At 63.6% G+C, this 15,093-nt stretch carries 13 protein-coding genes; all 13 read right to left on the bottom strand.

The window, feature by feature from the left end; genetic code table 11:
* Positions 1-975, bottom strand: a 975-nt coding sequence (locus tag RT582_RS09810) for a cbb3-type cytochrome c oxidase subunit I (RefSeq protein WP_313477267.1), incomplete at its 3' end; no start/stop codon positions are given.
* A gap of 269 nt (positions 976-1,244) precedes the next feature.
* On the bottom strand, positions 1,245-2,354 hold the full coding sequence (locus RT582_RS09815) for a methyl-accepting chemotaxis protein (RefSeq protein WP_313477268.1): 1,110 nt from the start codon (positions 2,352-2,354) through the stop codon (positions 1,245-1,247).
* A 10-nt stretch (positions 2,355-2,364) separates the two neighbouring features.
* A complete protein-coding gene (locus RT582_RS09820) occupies positions 2,365-3,108 on the bottom strand; it encodes an SDR family NAD(P)-dependent oxidoreductase (protein ID WP_313477321.1) in 744 nt (247 codons plus the stop codon).
* A gap of 117 nt (positions 3,109-3,225) precedes the next feature.
* On the bottom strand, positions 3,226-4,416 hold the full coding sequence (locus RT582_RS09825) for an NnrS family protein (protein ID WP_042927105.1): 1,191 nt from the start codon (positions 4,414-4,416) through the stop codon (positions 3,226-3,228).
* A gap of 329 nt (positions 4,417-4,745) precedes the next feature.
* A complete protein-coding gene (gene tatA / locus RT582_RS09830) occupies positions 4,746-4,928 on the bottom strand; it encodes a twin-arginine translocase TatA/TatE family subunit (RefSeq protein ID WP_014819159.1) in 183 nt (60 codons plus the stop codon).
* Between the two features lie 51 nt (positions 4,929-4,979).
* On the bottom strand, positions 4,980-5,552 hold the full coding sequence (locus RT582_RS09835) for a nitrous oxide reductase accessory protein NosL (RefSeq protein WP_228208232.1): 573 nt from the start codon (positions 5,550-5,552) through the stop codon (positions 4,980-4,982).
* 29 nt (positions 5,553-5,581) lie between these two features.
* The gene (locus RT582_RS09840; RefSeq protein WP_228208231.1) at positions 5,582-6,412 is read right to left on the bottom strand and encodes an ABC transporter permease; all 831 of its coding nucleotides are present in this window, start codon (positions 6,410-6,412) and stop codon (positions 5,582-5,584) included.
* Positions 6,409-7,335 carry an ABC transporter ATP-binding protein gene (locus RT582_RS09845; protein ID WP_313477269.1) on the bottom strand — a complete coding sequence of 309 codons (927 nt, stop codon included), beginning with the start codon at positions 7,333-7,335 and terminating at the stop codon, positions 6,409-6,411. Before RT582_RS09845 ends, RT582_RS09840 begins: the two co-directional genes overlap by 4 nt.
* Positions 7,332-8,645, bottom strand: a complete 1,314-nt coding sequence (locus RT582_RS09850) for a nitrous oxide reductase family maturation protein NosD (protein ID WP_313477270.1) — start codon at positions 8,643-8,645, stop codon at positions 7,332-7,334. Before RT582_RS09850 ends, RT582_RS09845 begins: the two co-directional genes overlap by 4 nt.
* A gap of 127 nt (positions 8,646-8,772) precedes the next feature.
* Positions 8,773-10,683: a TAT-dependent nitrous-oxide reductase gene (gene nosZ / locus RT582_RS09855; RefSeq protein WP_313025920.1), complete on the bottom strand. Its 1,911-nt coding sequence runs from the start codon at positions 10,681-10,683 to the stop codon at positions 8,773-8,775.
* 71 nt (positions 10,684-10,754) lie between these two features.
* Positions 10,755-12,932 (bottom strand): transcriptional regulator NosR, encoded by a 2,178-nt coding sequence (nosR, locus tag RT582_RS09860; RefSeq protein ID WP_313477271.1) that lies wholly within the window; start codon positions 12,930-12,932, stop codon positions 10,755-10,757.
* A gap of 253 nt (positions 12,933-13,185) precedes the next feature.
* On the bottom strand, positions 13,186-14,436 hold the full coding sequence (locus RT582_RS09865; protein ID WP_313477272.1) for an acyl-CoA dehydrogenase family protein: 1,251 nt from the start codon (positions 14,434-14,436) through the stop codon (positions 13,186-13,188).
* 167 nt (positions 14,437-14,603) lie between these two features.
* Positions 14,604-15,044, bottom strand: coding sequence for a CopD family copper resistance protein (locus RT582_RS09870; RefSeq protein WP_179485718.1), 441 nt, complete (start codon positions 15,042-15,044; stop codon positions 14,604-14,606).
* Positions 15,045-15,093: the final 49 nt, after the last annotated feature.

Raw genomic sequence — 15,093 nt, forward strand, 5'->3', positions numbered from 1 at the left:
GGTCGACATGCCGTAGAACGCCAGCGATACCACCAGGAAGCGCAGGATCGGGTCGGTGCGCAACTTATGCCAGGCACCGGAGAGGGTCATCATGCCGTTGATCATGCCGCCCCAGCTCGGCGCCAGGAGGATGATCGACATCACCATGCCCAGGCTCTGCGCCCAGTCCGGCAGCGCGGTGTAGTGCAGATGATGCGGGCCGGCCCAGATGTAGATCGAGATGATCGCCCAGAAATGCACGATGGACAGGCGGTACGAGTAGATCGGCCGCCCCGCCTGCTTCGGCACGAAGTAATACATCATCCCGAGAAAGCCGACCGAGAGGATGAAGCCCACCACGCTGTGCCCGTACCACCACTGCACCATCGCATCGGTGGCGCCCGAATACAGCGAGTAGGACTTGAGCGGCCCCACCGGTACCAGCGCGTGGTTGATGATGTGCACCATGCCGGTGACGATGATGAAGGCGCCGAAAAACCAGTTGCCGACGTAGATGTGCCGGATGCGCCGGCGGGCGATGGTGCCGAAGAACAGATAGGCGTAGAGCACCCAGATCAGCGTCACCCAGAGGGCGATCGGCCACTCCATCTCGGCGTATTCCTTGGACGTGGTGTAGCCCAGTGCGTAGCTGATCGGCATTGCCACGCAGGCTGCCTGCCAGCCCCAAAACACCAGCGCCGCCAGCCGATCGGAGATCAGCCGGGCATGGCTGGTGCGCTGAACGATGTAGAAGGACGAGGCGAACAACGCGCCGCCACCGAAGGCGAAGATCACCAGATTGGTGTGAATCGGTCGCAGCCGGCCGAAGCTGGTCCAGGGCAGGTCGAAGTTCAGCTGCGGCCACACCAGCTGAGCAGCGATGAAGACGCCGAGGCCCATGCCGAGCACACCCCAGACCAGCGTCATCAGGGTGAACTGGCGCACCACGTGGTAGTTGTAGGCAATCGGTTCGGGACTGTTTTGCAGTTCGCTCATGCTCGCCAGGCGGCCGACGCGGGCGCCAGGAAACGAACATCGAGATCTGCCAGCGCAGCGCTGGCAAAGGTCGACGGACCGGCACGCCGCATCCGCTCGCCGCTCCTCCTGGGATCGGTTCATATCGAGCGCGGCGGATTGCCGCGCAGACGGAATGCGTGCGCATTGTCTGCGGCGCTTTAAATGTTATCTAACGAATAGTATTGCTCGATAAGCGCAATATTTTTGCACCAACGACATCACGAGCGAAAACGCGGGCGTCTGTGCCATCAGGCCGCGCGACTCGCCCCTTTCTCGTACTGATCGACCACGGCCGTGACGATACGCATCACCTCCAGGTTGGCTTCCTCCATCTGCCCCAGGTGGCGCAGCGCGGTTTCCAGGGCGTCCTGAGCGAATGCATCGAGTGCCGCCTGCCCTTGGGCATGCACCGCCGTGTGAGGCCGCTCGATCTGCCGGAAGCAGTCTAGCGCCTGGATGTCGCGGTTGCCCTCGCCGTAATACCAGCGGCCGAAACGACAGTCGCGCTCGCTCGGCAACTGCGGAATCGGCTGCGCCTGGTCGCTCAGCAGGTGGTTGTACACCACGAACTTCAGTGACAGCTCGTCAAGATTGGCCAGCTCGATGCCGGCACGGAAGGAAGACGCGGCGCTGCTGCCACGCATCGCCCCGGCCAGGTGATAAAGCGTATGCATCGCCTCGACCGCCACCTCGGTGGTTCGACTGAAGCCCTTGGCGTGGCTGCCCTGCAGCTGGATGTAGTCATGCACATTGCGGATTTCGGCCTGCACTTCGCCAATCTTGCGCACGATGTCATCGGTCGCCAGCGCGGTCTTTTCCGCCAGGCTGCGAATCTCCCCGGCGACAACTGCGAAACCACGCCCGGCCTCGCCGGCACGCGCCGCCTCGATCGCGGCATTCAGCGCCAGCAGATTGGTTTGGCTGGCGATGCCGCTGATGAGATCGACGATGCCGTTGATCTCCTGCGAGCGCTCGGCAAGGGTATCGACCTTGCGCGAGGCCAGGCCGAGGCCGTCCTCCATCTCGGCGGCCTTGCCCTGCAGCTCGCCGAAATGCTTCTGGTTGCTCAGCGCCGCGGCGGCGACCTCGCCGGCACGGGCCTTGTTGTCGCCCAACTGCCCGGTGAGAAACTCGAACGACTCGCCGAGATGGGACACGGAGGTGCTGAAGCGAATCAGCCTTTCCGACACGCCCCGGTAATAGTCGAGCTGTCGCTGGCGCTGCTGGCTGGCAGCCTCTGCCGCCTGCAGCTGTTGCTCCAGCGCGACGACGCGCGCCGCCTGTTCGGCGTGACTGGCCTGCAGCGCATTCAGCTCCTGCTCCAGGCGCGTCGCGCTGTTCTTCCACTTGAACCACATGCGCTACACCTCAGTTGATGGTGTAACCGTTGTCCACCACCCAGTCCTGGCCGAACACGCCGCGCGCGCCCTGGGACAGCTGGAACAGGATGACGTTGGCCACCGCCGCCGACTCGAGGAAATGCCCCGGCAACAGACGCTTGGTGACGCCCTCGGCGACCGCTTCGAGCTGATCGTCGTTGAGCCCCAGCGAGCCCCAGATGGCGGTGGCGGTCGGGCCGGGCGAAACCATGTTGATGCGTACATCCAGCGGCGCGAACTCCACCGCCAGCGTGCGCGCCTGCGCCACCAACGCCGCCTTGCTGGCGATGTAGGCCGCCAGCCCGGGGAAGGTCGAGCGGATCAGGAAGGTGCCGACAAAGACCACCGAGGCCGGCTTGGCCAGCTCGGTGCGCAACGCAGCGAAGGTGTTCAGCGCACCGGCGCCATTGACCGCCCACTGCCGATCGAAGGCGGCCATGTCCAGGCCATCGGCCAGCTCGGCGATACCGGCGTTGGGCACCAGGTAGTGCACCGGTCCCATCTGCGCGGCACGGCGCGCCAGCTGGGCCAGATCTTCAGCCGAGGTGACATCGCCGCTCAGCCACTGCAGCTGGTCGGCGTGGGTTTCCAGCAGCGGTTCGAGACCGCCGATGCTGCGTGACATCGCCAGCACCCGAGCACCGCGCTGCAGCAAGGCCGCGCACAACGCCAGACCGATTCCGGAACTGGCGCCGGTGACGACAGCCAGACGATCCTGAAACTCGCTTTTCATCATCATCTCCGAGCTCGGCGCACGCCGAGTCACAAGCCGCCTCGCGGCAGCGGTTCTAAGGCTTGGTATTGACGGGCAGGCGCGACGGGCACCTGCCCCGGTGAAACGATTCGGTGCTCAGCCCGGATGGCCGTCGACCCGCGGTGCGACCAGCATCGGCGCGTAGCGCCAGACATACAGGGCGAAGGCCGCCGCCCAGCAGGCCGCCGCTAGCCACAGACCGCCGACCGGCCAGATGACGGAGAGAAATACCCGCGCGGCCGTGCCCAGATTGAACAGCACGAAGGCGCCAATGATGCCCGCCGGCAACTGCAGCGGCCGGCCGGTGTGGCCGAGGGTCACGCGGGCAATCATCGCCAGGATCAATCCGCCCATGGAGCCGACGCTCAGCGCATGCAGCGAAGGGCTGGACTGCGCCAGCAGACCGAAATGCCAGAGCGCCAGGCCGAATGCCGCGACCACTAGCCAGAGCATCGCCAAGTGCAGCGACCAGAGCAGGCCGACCTTCCAGATACCGTGGTCGTACCAGCGCGCCAGGCGCAGCAGATGGCCGACGCCGATGGCGACGAACAGCAGGCCCAGCAGCGGATGCGGCTGCAGGGCGACGCCGAAGGCGTGCAGCAGCGCGACGATCCCGGTGCCCACCAGCAGGGCGACATCCAGCCAGACCCAGGGCTTGACCGCCTCGACCTTGCCCAGGCCGCGCTGAGTGAAGAACGGAATCACCCGGCCGCCGATCAGCGCCATCAGCGCCGCGACCAGCCACAGCCCGGCGAGCACGCCCTGGCGCTGCAGCGCATCGTTGTCCTGCAGCAGGCCGACCAGGATCAGCACATCCGCGCCGAACATCAGCGTCAGCACCACCACGATCGGGTAGTTGCGCTTCTGCCGTACGGCCCAGAGCATCCGCCCCATCATCCAGACCAGCGCCAGCAGGAACAGCAGATCGAGTGGCGCCAGCCATACCGCCGGCAGGCCGAACAGCCAGCCCAGACGCGCCGCCAGCCAGATCACTGCCAACCCCATCAGGCGATTGCCGGACGGGGCCGTCTGGCCGGTCCAGGTCTGCACCGCGGTGAGCAGAAAGCCGGCGACGATTGCCATGGCAAAACCGAACAGCATTTCGTGACGATGCCAGGCCAGCCAGCCACCGGTGGGCTGAAAGCCCGGCCACAGCCCGGTCCACGCGGCGACCCAGAGCGGAATCGCCAACAGCGCGAACAGGCTGCCGGCGAGAAAGAAGGGGCGAAAGGCGAGCCGCCAGATAGGCGGAACACTCAGGGCTTTTCGCCGATCGATAACTTGCACGGAAGGGCCTCCAGACTTTCTATGTCCGGCAGCACAACGAACGCGCGCCGGACGAATGATCGCTCCCGTTTACAGGAGCCAGGATTACTTTCTACAGGGTAGGCGCCATCAACAGACTTGATTGCGATCAGATTTTCGCGGAGGCGGCGGGAAAGTGACGGTCGGCGCCCGGAGACCGCCTGCAGACGCACCGTTGCGGTGCGAAACGGCCACGATTATCGAGCATTGAAGCCGCTTGGGCGGCTCTCAACGGCGACGGGCATGCGCCTCCCCGGCAGCGCGCAAGCGCCGTGTTAGGGGAGGCTGGCCGAGCGAAGTGGTCGCTGTGCTTACTTGATTTCCTGCTTGACCGTCTCGGCCTGGGTGACGCTGTCGCCATCACTGACCGACTTGCGGAAGCCGCTGATCGCGCTGCCCAGGTCGGAGCCCAGGCCGCGCAGGCGCTTGGTGCCGAACAGCATGACGACGATCAGAAGAATGATCAGAAGTTGCCAGACGCTGATACCCATCATTGTGCTTACCTCGAATGTGTCGGAAGACTGGTTACGGCCACTGAGTAGGTCTCAGTGCCCCTGGTGTGCGTTGTGTGCATCGCTGGGCATGTGCTCGTGCATGCCGCCGTGCTGCATGCTCGCTGCTTCCTGCAGCAGCGCCTGATCGATCTGTTCGAAACGCAATACCCGGCCACCGTGTTCCTCGGCGAGGCGCATGGCGGCCTGCTCTTCGGCGAAGGTCGCCAGCGACGCCCCCATGGCGCCCTTGAGCGACGTACCGATCACATAGTAGGCGCTGGTTGCGTCGATCAGGTGACTGTCATCCGGCTTGTCCCAAACGCTACGGCCCATATCGTGTACATACAGCCTGGCATCGAGCAGACGGTTCTCCGGCTGCAGCCACCAGCCGAGCATCTCGGCCGTGGAACAGAACTTCTTCACGCCGCCCTTCTCCACCGCCTGGCCCTTGGGCCCGGGGAAGTCGCTGATGATCATGCCGCACACGTGACACTCGTCGGAGTCATGGAAGGCCACTGGCTCGAGCGATTGCTGGACCTCCTCCTTCTCGCCGCAGCCGGCCAGGCCGAAGGCGAGCAACATGGCCAGGAGCGTTCCGGCGCCGATGCGATGCAGTGCGTTCATAGAGGGATTTCCTTTTCGATTCATGGAAGTCAGGTCAGGCGCCGGCGAAAGATGCCGTACGCCAGCAGCAGCGACACGCCGATCCAGGCCAGCAGACATAGCCAGAGCACCGAGGCCGGCACCGGCAGATCGGCGCCCAGCGACAGCACACCCATGGCACTGCCGCTGCCTTCGAAGCCGGACAGGTTGATCAGGCGGTAGATGTCGGTGGGGTTTAGCAGCAGCAGCCAGGGCAGCAGTTCCGGGTTGAACTTGCCTTCGCTGAGCACCAGCAGCGCAAGCAGGACCAGATCGAACACCAGCACGAAGAGAAACCACACCCCGAGCGCCAGCCCGGCGGCGCTGGACTTCTCATTGACCTTGCCGCTGAGCACGTAGGCGAAGGCAAGAAACACCCAGCCGAGCAGCGTCGAGGAGATCATGAAGCGGCCGAACGCCCAGAACAGTATGCCGAGCTCGACGCCTTCGACCAGCACGGCGATGGCCAGCGCCGCGCAGCCGAAGCCGATCAGCACCGCCAGGGCGAGGATCAGCCCGTGGCCGACGAACTTGCCGAGCAGGATCTGCCCGCGCCCCAGCGGATAGGTCAGCAGCAGCATCAGCGTGCCGCCCTCGTCCTCGCCGACGATGGCGTCATAGGCCAGCAGCAGCGCGATCAGCGGCATGAGAAAGGTGGCCAGACTGGCCAGGCTGGCGATGGTCGCCGGAATCGAGGTGAAGCCAAGCTGGCCGGAGGCCGCGGCGCCCAGCCAGGCGATACCCACCGCCAGCACCGCGAAGAGCAGGCTGATGGCGAGCAGCCAGCGGTTGCGCAGGCCGTCACTGAGTTCCTTGCGGGCGATGTTCCAGACCTGGTTCATACGCGACCCTCCTGGGCGCGCACATCACCGGCGCGCTCCATGTAATAGCGATAGAGGTCTTCCAGCGACGGCTGGTGGATCTCGATGTCCTCCGGCTCGCTCTCGCCCAGCAGCTGGCGCAGCAGCACCAGCTTGTGGCCGTTGACCGCAACCACTTCCAGGCTCGATTCGCTGAGACCGCGGGCGCTGTGCCCGGCATCGGTCCAACGCTGCAGCCAGCTGTCGCGCTCGCTGACGCCACTGGCACGGATGCGCACCGGCAGCCCGGCCTCGGCACGCAGTTGCGACAGGCTACCGACGGCCTGCAGGCGGCCCTTGGCGAGGATCGCCGCGCGGTTGATGTGCGCCTCGACGCCCGGCAGCACGTGGGAGCAGAGAATGATGCTGGTGCCGCGCTGACGCAGGCGGTCGATCAGCAGGTAGAGGTCCTGGGTGGCGATCGGGTCAAGGCCAACCGTGGGTTCGTCGAGCAACAGCAGACGCGGCTCGCCAAGCAGCGCCTGGGCCAGGCCGAGACGCTGGCGCATGCCCTTGGAATAGGTCTTCACCCGGCGATCGGCGGCATGGGCCAGGCCGACCTGCCCGAGCAGCTCATCCACCTGGCTCAGCGCGGCGCCCTTCAGGCGGGCGAAATGGCGCAGGGTTTCGCGGCCGCTCAACTGCGGATAGAAGGTCACGTTCTCCGGCAGGTAGCCAAGCTGGCGGCGCACCTGCGGATCGTTCGGCGCACGGCCCAGGACTTTCACCTGGCCCTCGCTCGGCGCGAGCAGGCCGAGAATCAGCTTCATGCTGGTGGTCTTGCCCGCACCGTTATGGCCGAACAGCCCCAGCACTTCGCCTTCACCGAGGTTCAGGTTCAGATCGTGCAGCACGGTCATGCTGCCGTAACGCTGGCTTACGCCCTGGATCTCGACGGCGTTCATGACGTTGGTTCCTGCTTGTCAGTAAGGAGTTTTTCAGTGGGCAGCTTCATCAGCGGATGGCTGTCCTGTACGCCCGGCGACTTGACCACCGGGAAGGCCCGCTGCACCCAGCGCAGCACTTCGATGCTCGGGCTGTTCATCAGCAGACGCACCTGTGGATACAGCCAGAGCAGGCGGTCGACGTTGTCGTTGGGTTCGTAGGCGACATCGCCCAGCCCGTCGTCATTGCGGTCCCAGCCCAGGTAATCGCTCCAGTAGTTGCCGCGACCATCCACCGACCACTCCTGGGTGCGGGTGGCGACGTACTTGACCTGCTGCTGGTTGCCGACGAAGGCGTTGCCGGAAATGCGGTTGTCTTCGGAGCCGGCGGTCAGGTGGATACCCAGCGAGCTTTTCTCGAAATGGTTGTTCTCGATGGTATTGAACAGCGAGTTGTAGATGAACAACGCCTTGCCCTCACCACCGCTGATCATGCTGTCGCCACCGGTATCGCCACGCTGCACGTCGCTGACGAAGTTGCCGGTGATGGTCGAATAGGTGATGTAGTTCATCAGGATGCCGTAGTTCTGATCCTGCTCGGAGCGGTTCCCCGTAACGATCAGCTTGCGGCTCTGCATCAGCGCGTAACCGGTGCGGGTACGGCGGGTGATGTTGTCGATCACGCTGTTGTCGTTGGCGAACATGTAGTGCACGCCGTAACGCAGATCCTCGAGGACATTGGCCTCCAGATGATTGCCGTTGGAGGTATCGATGTAGATGCCATCGCGCGAGTTGCGCACGTGATTGCCGACGATGCGTGCGCCTTTTACCGCAAACAGGTGGATGCCGTTGCCGCGATCCTGCGAGCGAATGTTCACTTCGCCGTCGATCTCGTTGCCGATCACCTGCACATCGGCGGCGCCATCGACGAAAACGCCGAAGCCCGGCCCCTGCATGCGGTTGTTTCGAATCAGCACCCGAGGCGCGGCCGGCAGGACGAACACCGCCGAGTCCATCGCGGTGAGATCGGAACCCCAGTCGCGCAGCGTGCAGCCTTCGACGACGACGTCGGGCGCACTGATGAGCAGGCTGCTGCCCTGGCCCTGGGATCGGATGACGGCACCCGGTTCGCAACGCAGCTGCATTGATTGCGCGATGCTGAACTGACCCTGATATTCCCCGGCAGGCAGGCGCCAGCGATTTTCACCGTCGGACTGCAGCGGCAGGGTTGTGATGGATTGCGGTGCCGCCTGAGCCGCACCACTCAAAAAAAGCAACAGCGTGACTGCTGCGGGATATCGCGAAAAAAAATCAGCCTGAGCTTTGAACACTGCGTTTTGACCTTCTTCAGCTTGCAGGCGAACCGCGGTTGCCGGAAGGGCCGCGGCAGCGTGCCGAAGCCCTTCGCGAAATGGCGATGCCATCGCCCGACCGCAAACGGGCGATGGCTGGAGCAGCTTACGCCGGCTCGACCATCATGCGGCCGACCATTTCCATGTGCAGCGCGTGGCAGAACCAGCTGCAGTAGTACCAGTGCAGCCCCGGCTTGTCAGCGACAAAAGTGATGGAAGAGGTCTGCTGCGGGCTGATCTCCATGCTCACGCCATGGTTGACCATGACGAAGCCGTGGGACACGTCCTCGATCTGGTCGATGTTGGTGATGACCACGGTGACTTCGTCGCCCTGCTTGACGGTGAATTCCTGCACACCGTACGCCGGCGCCATGGAGGTCATGTACACGCGCACCTTGTTGCCGTCGCGGATGACCTTGTTGTCGGTGGTCAGGTTGATGCCGTCCTTCTTCGCCATCTCGACGGTAGGCGCGAAGAACGGATCGTTGCGGTCCCAGATCTTCTTGGTCTTGATCTGGTCGCGGCGGGCCATAATGCAGTCATGCGGTTCAGCGAAGGTCGGGCCGTCATGCACCAACTTCATCTCGTCACCGGAAATGTCGATCAGCTGATCGTTTTCCGGGTGCAGCGGGCCGGTTGGCAGGAAGCGGTCCTTGGAGAATTTGGACAGCGCCACCAACCACTTGCCGTCGGCTTCGTTGGTTTCGCAGAGCGACGCATGCAGGTGACCAGGCTGGTAGTGCACGTCGAGCTTCTGCTTGATGTAGTTGACCTTCTCGCCCTTGTAGGCACGCACCGCTTCTTCCATGTTCCACTTGACCACCTGGCTGTCGATGAACAGCGTGGTGTAAGCGTTGCCGCGACCGTCGAAGGTGGTGTGCAGCGGACCGAGGCCCAGCTCCGGCTCACCAACCACCACGTCACGTGGATCGGCCAGCTTGCCGGCGAACAGGTCGGGCAGCTTGTCGATGGCGATCATCGAGCATGTCGGCGACAGCTTGCCGGCAGCGATGAAGTACTTGCCGTCGGACGAGGTGTTGCAGCCGTGCGGGTTCTTCGGCACCGGGATGTAACGGGTGAATTCGCTGTCCTTGTCGCCCTTCTTGCGACCATCGAGCACCGGAGACTTGGAATCGCCGAGGGTAATGAACTTGCCGGCCTTGATGGCCTTCTCGATGGCGTGGATGTCGAACACCACCACCCAGTCGCGCTCGTTGCGCATCATGCCGCCCAGATCGAAGGCCTTCTCCGAGTTGTAGCAGGTGGCTGCGGCGAAACGGCCGGTGTAGTCGGCGTCGGTGTTGTCGAGGTTGCCGTCGACAATCACCTGGAAGGCCATTTCCATGCTTTCCGCATCAATGGCGTTGTACATGGTGTAGCTGTTTTCATCCTGCAGGTCGAAGACCTTGCCGTCGTTCGGGTGCGGGATGACGAACTCGGCGTTGGCAAACACGTACTTGGTGTGCGGCACCTTCTGCAGACGCAGACCGTGGATCGCTTGCACGTTCGGCACGGTGATCATCTTGTCGCACTTCATGATGTCCAGACGGATACGTGCAACGCGGCTGTTGGCCTTGTCGTTGATGAACAGGTACTTGCCGTCGTACTTGCCGTCGGTCATGGAGATATGCGGGTGGTGGCAGTCGCCGTTCAGGAACTTGGCGCTTTCGCCCATGATGGCGCGGCTTTCGTTGGTCAGACCCCAGCCGGTAGCCGAGTCGACGTTGAATACCGGAATACGCATCAGCTCGCGCATGGACGGCACGCCCAGTACGCGCACTTCGCCCTGGTGGCCGCCGCTCCAGAAGCCGTAGTACTCGTCCAGTTCGCCCGGGCCGACTTCGATCTTGGAACGTGCTTCCTTGGCGGCGGCGGCAAAGGATTCACGCGTCATCACCGCGCCGCCGAAGGCCGTCGCAGCCACGGCCGCACCGGTCATCGCGGAGGCGCCGAGGAAGCTGCGGCGACTCAGGCCGCCCTTTTCCAGGGTCTCTGGATTCTTGCTCTTGTCACTCATGGGGTGTTGCTCCTTTTGACTCACAAACACAGGGGTGTGTTGGTTGCGAGCGACTCGCCGGCGGCGGGCACTCAGGGTTCAACGACTTCAACGACGGGAATCAGGTTGGCGTCGGCCGGGGCCGGCTTCTCGCGCTTCTTGCGCTTGTTCTTGTTCACCAACGGAGGACACTTGTTCTCGTTGTGGTAGGTCATCTGGCAGTCCAGACAGTAGTGGCACTCGTTGTGGTTGATGTGCCCATCCGGATGGATGGCCTGGATCTCGCATTCCTTGGCGCACAGCTGGCAGGGGCTGCCGCATTCCGGGCGCCGCTTGAGCCAGTCGAACAGGCGGACCTTGCTGCTGATCGACAGCGCCGCACCCAGCGGGCAGACGTAGCGGCAGTACACCTTGCGGGTGAAGATGTTGATCACCAGCAGGAACACCGCGTAGGCGACGAACCACCACTGACGGTCGAACTTGAGGGTGATGGCGGTCTTGAACGGCTCAACCTCGGCGGCCTTCTCGGCCATCATCATCGACTCGAGCGAGAGCCCGAACAGCACCAGCAGGACGATGTACTTGATCGCCCAGAGCCGCTCGTGCACCGCGAAGGGCAGCTCGTACTGCGGAACCTTCAGCTTGCGTGCCGCCTCGTTGATCAGCTCCTGCAGCGCACCGAACGGGCACAGCCAGCCGCAGAACACGCCACGGCCCCAGAGCAGAATGCTGGCGGCGGTGAAGGTCCAGATGATGAAGATCACCGGATCGGAGAGGAACAGCTCCCAGCGGAAGTCCTGGAACAGCGCATGGGTGAAGGTCAGCACGTTGACCACCGACAGCTGACCGAGGGCGTACCAGCCGATGAACACCACGGTGAACACCAGGTAGCCACGGCGCAGCCAGTGCAGGAACTCCGGCCGCTGGGTGAACTTGTCCTGCAGGAACAGGATGACCGTCAGCAGGCCCAGCGCCGCGAGGATCACGCCGATCTGGAACGACTTCTGGTACCAGATGTTGACCCACACCGGGCGGTTGGCTTCCTCGATGGCGGCCAGTTCCTCGGCGGTAGGCTGTGGGCGTTCGATGTACTGCTCGGGCATCTGATACGGCAGTTCGAAGCTGGTGAACATGCCGCTGACCGGGCCGATCTGGCGGCGCACCAGCAGCTCCAGCGTCCAGGGCGAACCTGGATCGAACGCGGCGTGCTCACGGACGATGAACACCGCCATCTCGCTGAAATCCGGAATGCCGTCGGCATACACGTCGTCCAGGCGCTGGAAGTCCATGTCGCGGAAGCTGATGACGTTGCCGAACTGGCGCAGCTGCACCCGATCGAAGATGCCGCCGCGCACATAGCCCGAGCCTTTGAACGAGTATTCGCCGCTGCCCATCACCGCGACGGCGTGCTCGCCTGGCTTGAGCTCGTCCATCAGGGTGCGGTAGTGCGCGTCGCCGAGCAGCGCGCGGCCGATGGTCGGCGGATTCAGATGGGTGGCGTAGAGGTCGATGAAGGTGTCCTGCACCTCATCGGCCGTGGCCTCGTCGATGCCTTCGCCCTCGGTGCCCTTGAACGCCTCGTCGATGTCGCCCTTGGTCAGGTGCAGGCGGCGGATCGCGCCGTTGCCGGTCAGCTCGCTCCAGGTGGCCTCTTCGTAGTAATCCTGGCGGATGGTCGCCGGCTTCTGCGCGATGCCGGCATTGTCTTCCACCAGCCCCAGCGACACCGCGACATCGTGGGCGGCGCGCATGACGATCTCGTTGACCACCATCACCGTGACGGTGGCACCGGTGACGGCATCGATGGTGACCGCATTCTCGTCCCGGGAGCGACCGACCACGACGCGCTGATCGACTCGGATGCCCTGGTACTTGGCGTTGAATGCGTGCAGTTCTTCTTCGGGAATGCCGATCAGCAGGATCGGCTCATGGTGCTCAAGCACATAGGCATCGACGATCACACCCTGCGGATCGAGCAGCACCTGCATGTTGATGGGTTTGCCGGAATAAGCAGGAATGTCCACCACATTGATGGACTGAAAGGCGTAGCCGAGTACCTCGTCACCCTTGGTGATCGTTCGGACCTGATAGTCGCCCTCGGCTGCCGAGAGACTGGCACCGGGGAAGAACTTGTCGAGGCGCTGCTGCTCGGCTTCATATTCCCTGGCCTGCAGCGACGATGCGCAGACGCTCAGGATCAGCAGAATGACAAAGCCCTTGACCCAGGTACTGAACGTACCGGCCGGCGACCAAATTTCACGGGAAGCCATCGAGTTACCTGCTTGTACGGTTGGCGTAAGCGGATGGTAGGTGAGCCTCTACATGCCTCCCCTTGATTGCAATCAAGGACTCCCCCGGCGACTGGTTTCGTTGTCCCATGTCAAAAGAACACCATGACCGTGAACAAAGACGTTGTAATGACCAGCCTAGGTCATTGCACAAAAAAAGCGAGCGAGGCGGCGCGGATAGCGCCCAGAGCGGGAGCTGCGCCCATGCAGGCGCAGCCGGAGGGAGGTGACGCGCTCAGTGGCGGCCCGGCGGTGTGAGATAGGCTGCCGTCGCACCGCGCGTGGCTTCACTGGCCTTGATTTCCATCCTGGCGATGCTACGCAGATGCACCTGATCCGGGCCGTCGGCAAAGCGCAGCGCGCGGCCGCCGGTCCACATGTCGGCCAGCGGCGTGTCCGGCGTCAGACCCATGGCGCCGTAGACCTGGATCGCGCGGTCGACCACGTTGATGTGCATGCGCGGCACCAGCGCCTTGATCATCGAGATTTCCTTGCGCGCCGCCTTGGCACCGACCTCATCGATCATCCAGGCGGTCTTGAGCACCAGCAGTCGCGCCTGCTCGATCTCGATACGCGACTCGGCGATCCAGTCGGCGACATTGGAATACTGCTGCAGGTACTTGCCGAACGCCTTGCGCTCCTGGCAGCGCTCGACCATCAGTTCCAGCGAAAGCTCGGCCATGCCGATCGAGCGCATGCAGTGATGAATGCGCCCCGGGCCCAGACGCGCCTGCGCCATCATGAAACCGTCGCCCCCCCTGCCCAACAGGTTGCTCGCCGGCACCCGCACATTGCGCAGCAGGAGTTCGCTGTGACCTTCCGGGGCGATGTGGTTCATCACCGGGATGTTACGCACCAGCTCGACACCGGGTGTGTCGAACGGCACCAGGATCATGCTCTGCTGCTGATGGGTCTCGGCGTTTGGGTCGGTCTTGCCCATGACGATCAGGAGCTTGCAGTTGGGATGCGAGGCGTTGGTGATGAACCACTTGCGACCGTTGATCACGTAGTCGTCGCCGTCGCGACGGATCAGTGTCTGGATGTTGGTAGCGTCGGAAGACGGCACGTCCGGTTCGGTCATGGCAAAGGCCGAGCGGATCTCGCCTTCGAGCAACGGCGTGAGCCAGCGCTGACGCTGTTCGGGGGTGGCGAACATGTGCAGCAGCTCCATGTTGCCGGTGTCCGGTGCGTTGCAGTTGAACACTTCCGAAGCCCAGTGCACGCGCCCCATGATTTCCGCAAGCGGCGCGTACTCGAGATTGCTCAGCCCCATGCCCGGCTCGTCTTCGCCGAGCGACGGCAGGAACAGATTCCACAGCCCTTCCGAACGGGCCAGCGCCTTGAGGTCGTCCATGAACGACACCGGGTATTGCCCGGCCGCCACCTCCGCGTGCCAGGCACCGATGCGCGGCACGATGTGCTGGTCCATGAAGGCGCGCAGCTGCTGGCGCAGCGCCTCGACGCGTGGGCTGTAGGCGAAATCCATAGCTAACCTCTGCTGATCGGGAAACGATGCAGCCACCTTAGCCCCCGCTGCCGCTAAAGCAACGAGGCTGCGGCGACTGAATCAGGCCCGATAAGCACGGAGCGAAGCCCCAGCCGAATTGACCCTGATCATGACTGCGACTGGCAAAACTGGTATGCAGCGCAACCTCACCAGTGCAGGTAGAACATGCCCTTGGCGAGCAGCACGATACCGATCATCTGCAGCAGGATCGCCCAGTGGATGGCACGGTAGCGCGCCGGCGTCATATGCCCCTTGCGCAGCAGGATCGCCACCAGGCCGAAGGTGAAGAACACGCCGATCGCCAGCAGAACTTTCAGCGCCAGCAAGGTGGCGAAGCTGCTGGCAAACGGATCGGCCAGCGCCTGGCGGTGATACCAGCCCAGGCCGATGCCGGCACCGTAGACGAACAGCACCACCCAGTGCAGCACCACCCGCGAACGTGCGCCGACCGCACGCTCCACCAGCGGCATGGTCTGCTCGCCGACCTGCTGACGGATGCGGCCAAGGATCATCACCTCGAAGAACAGCGTGCCGATGAAGAAGATCGCGGCCAGCAGATGCACCACGTGCAGAACGGAATAACTCATCAGCGCCTCCTCGGTGTCAGTCAGCCGCGATCATCCCCCAACAACCCGC

Origin of the sequence: Stutzerimonas kunmingensis, from assembly GCF_032106285.1 — a bacterium.
GTDB lineage: Bacteria > Pseudomonadota > Gammaproteobacteria > Pseudomonadales > Pseudomonadaceae > Stutzerimonas > Stutzerimonas kunmingensis_B.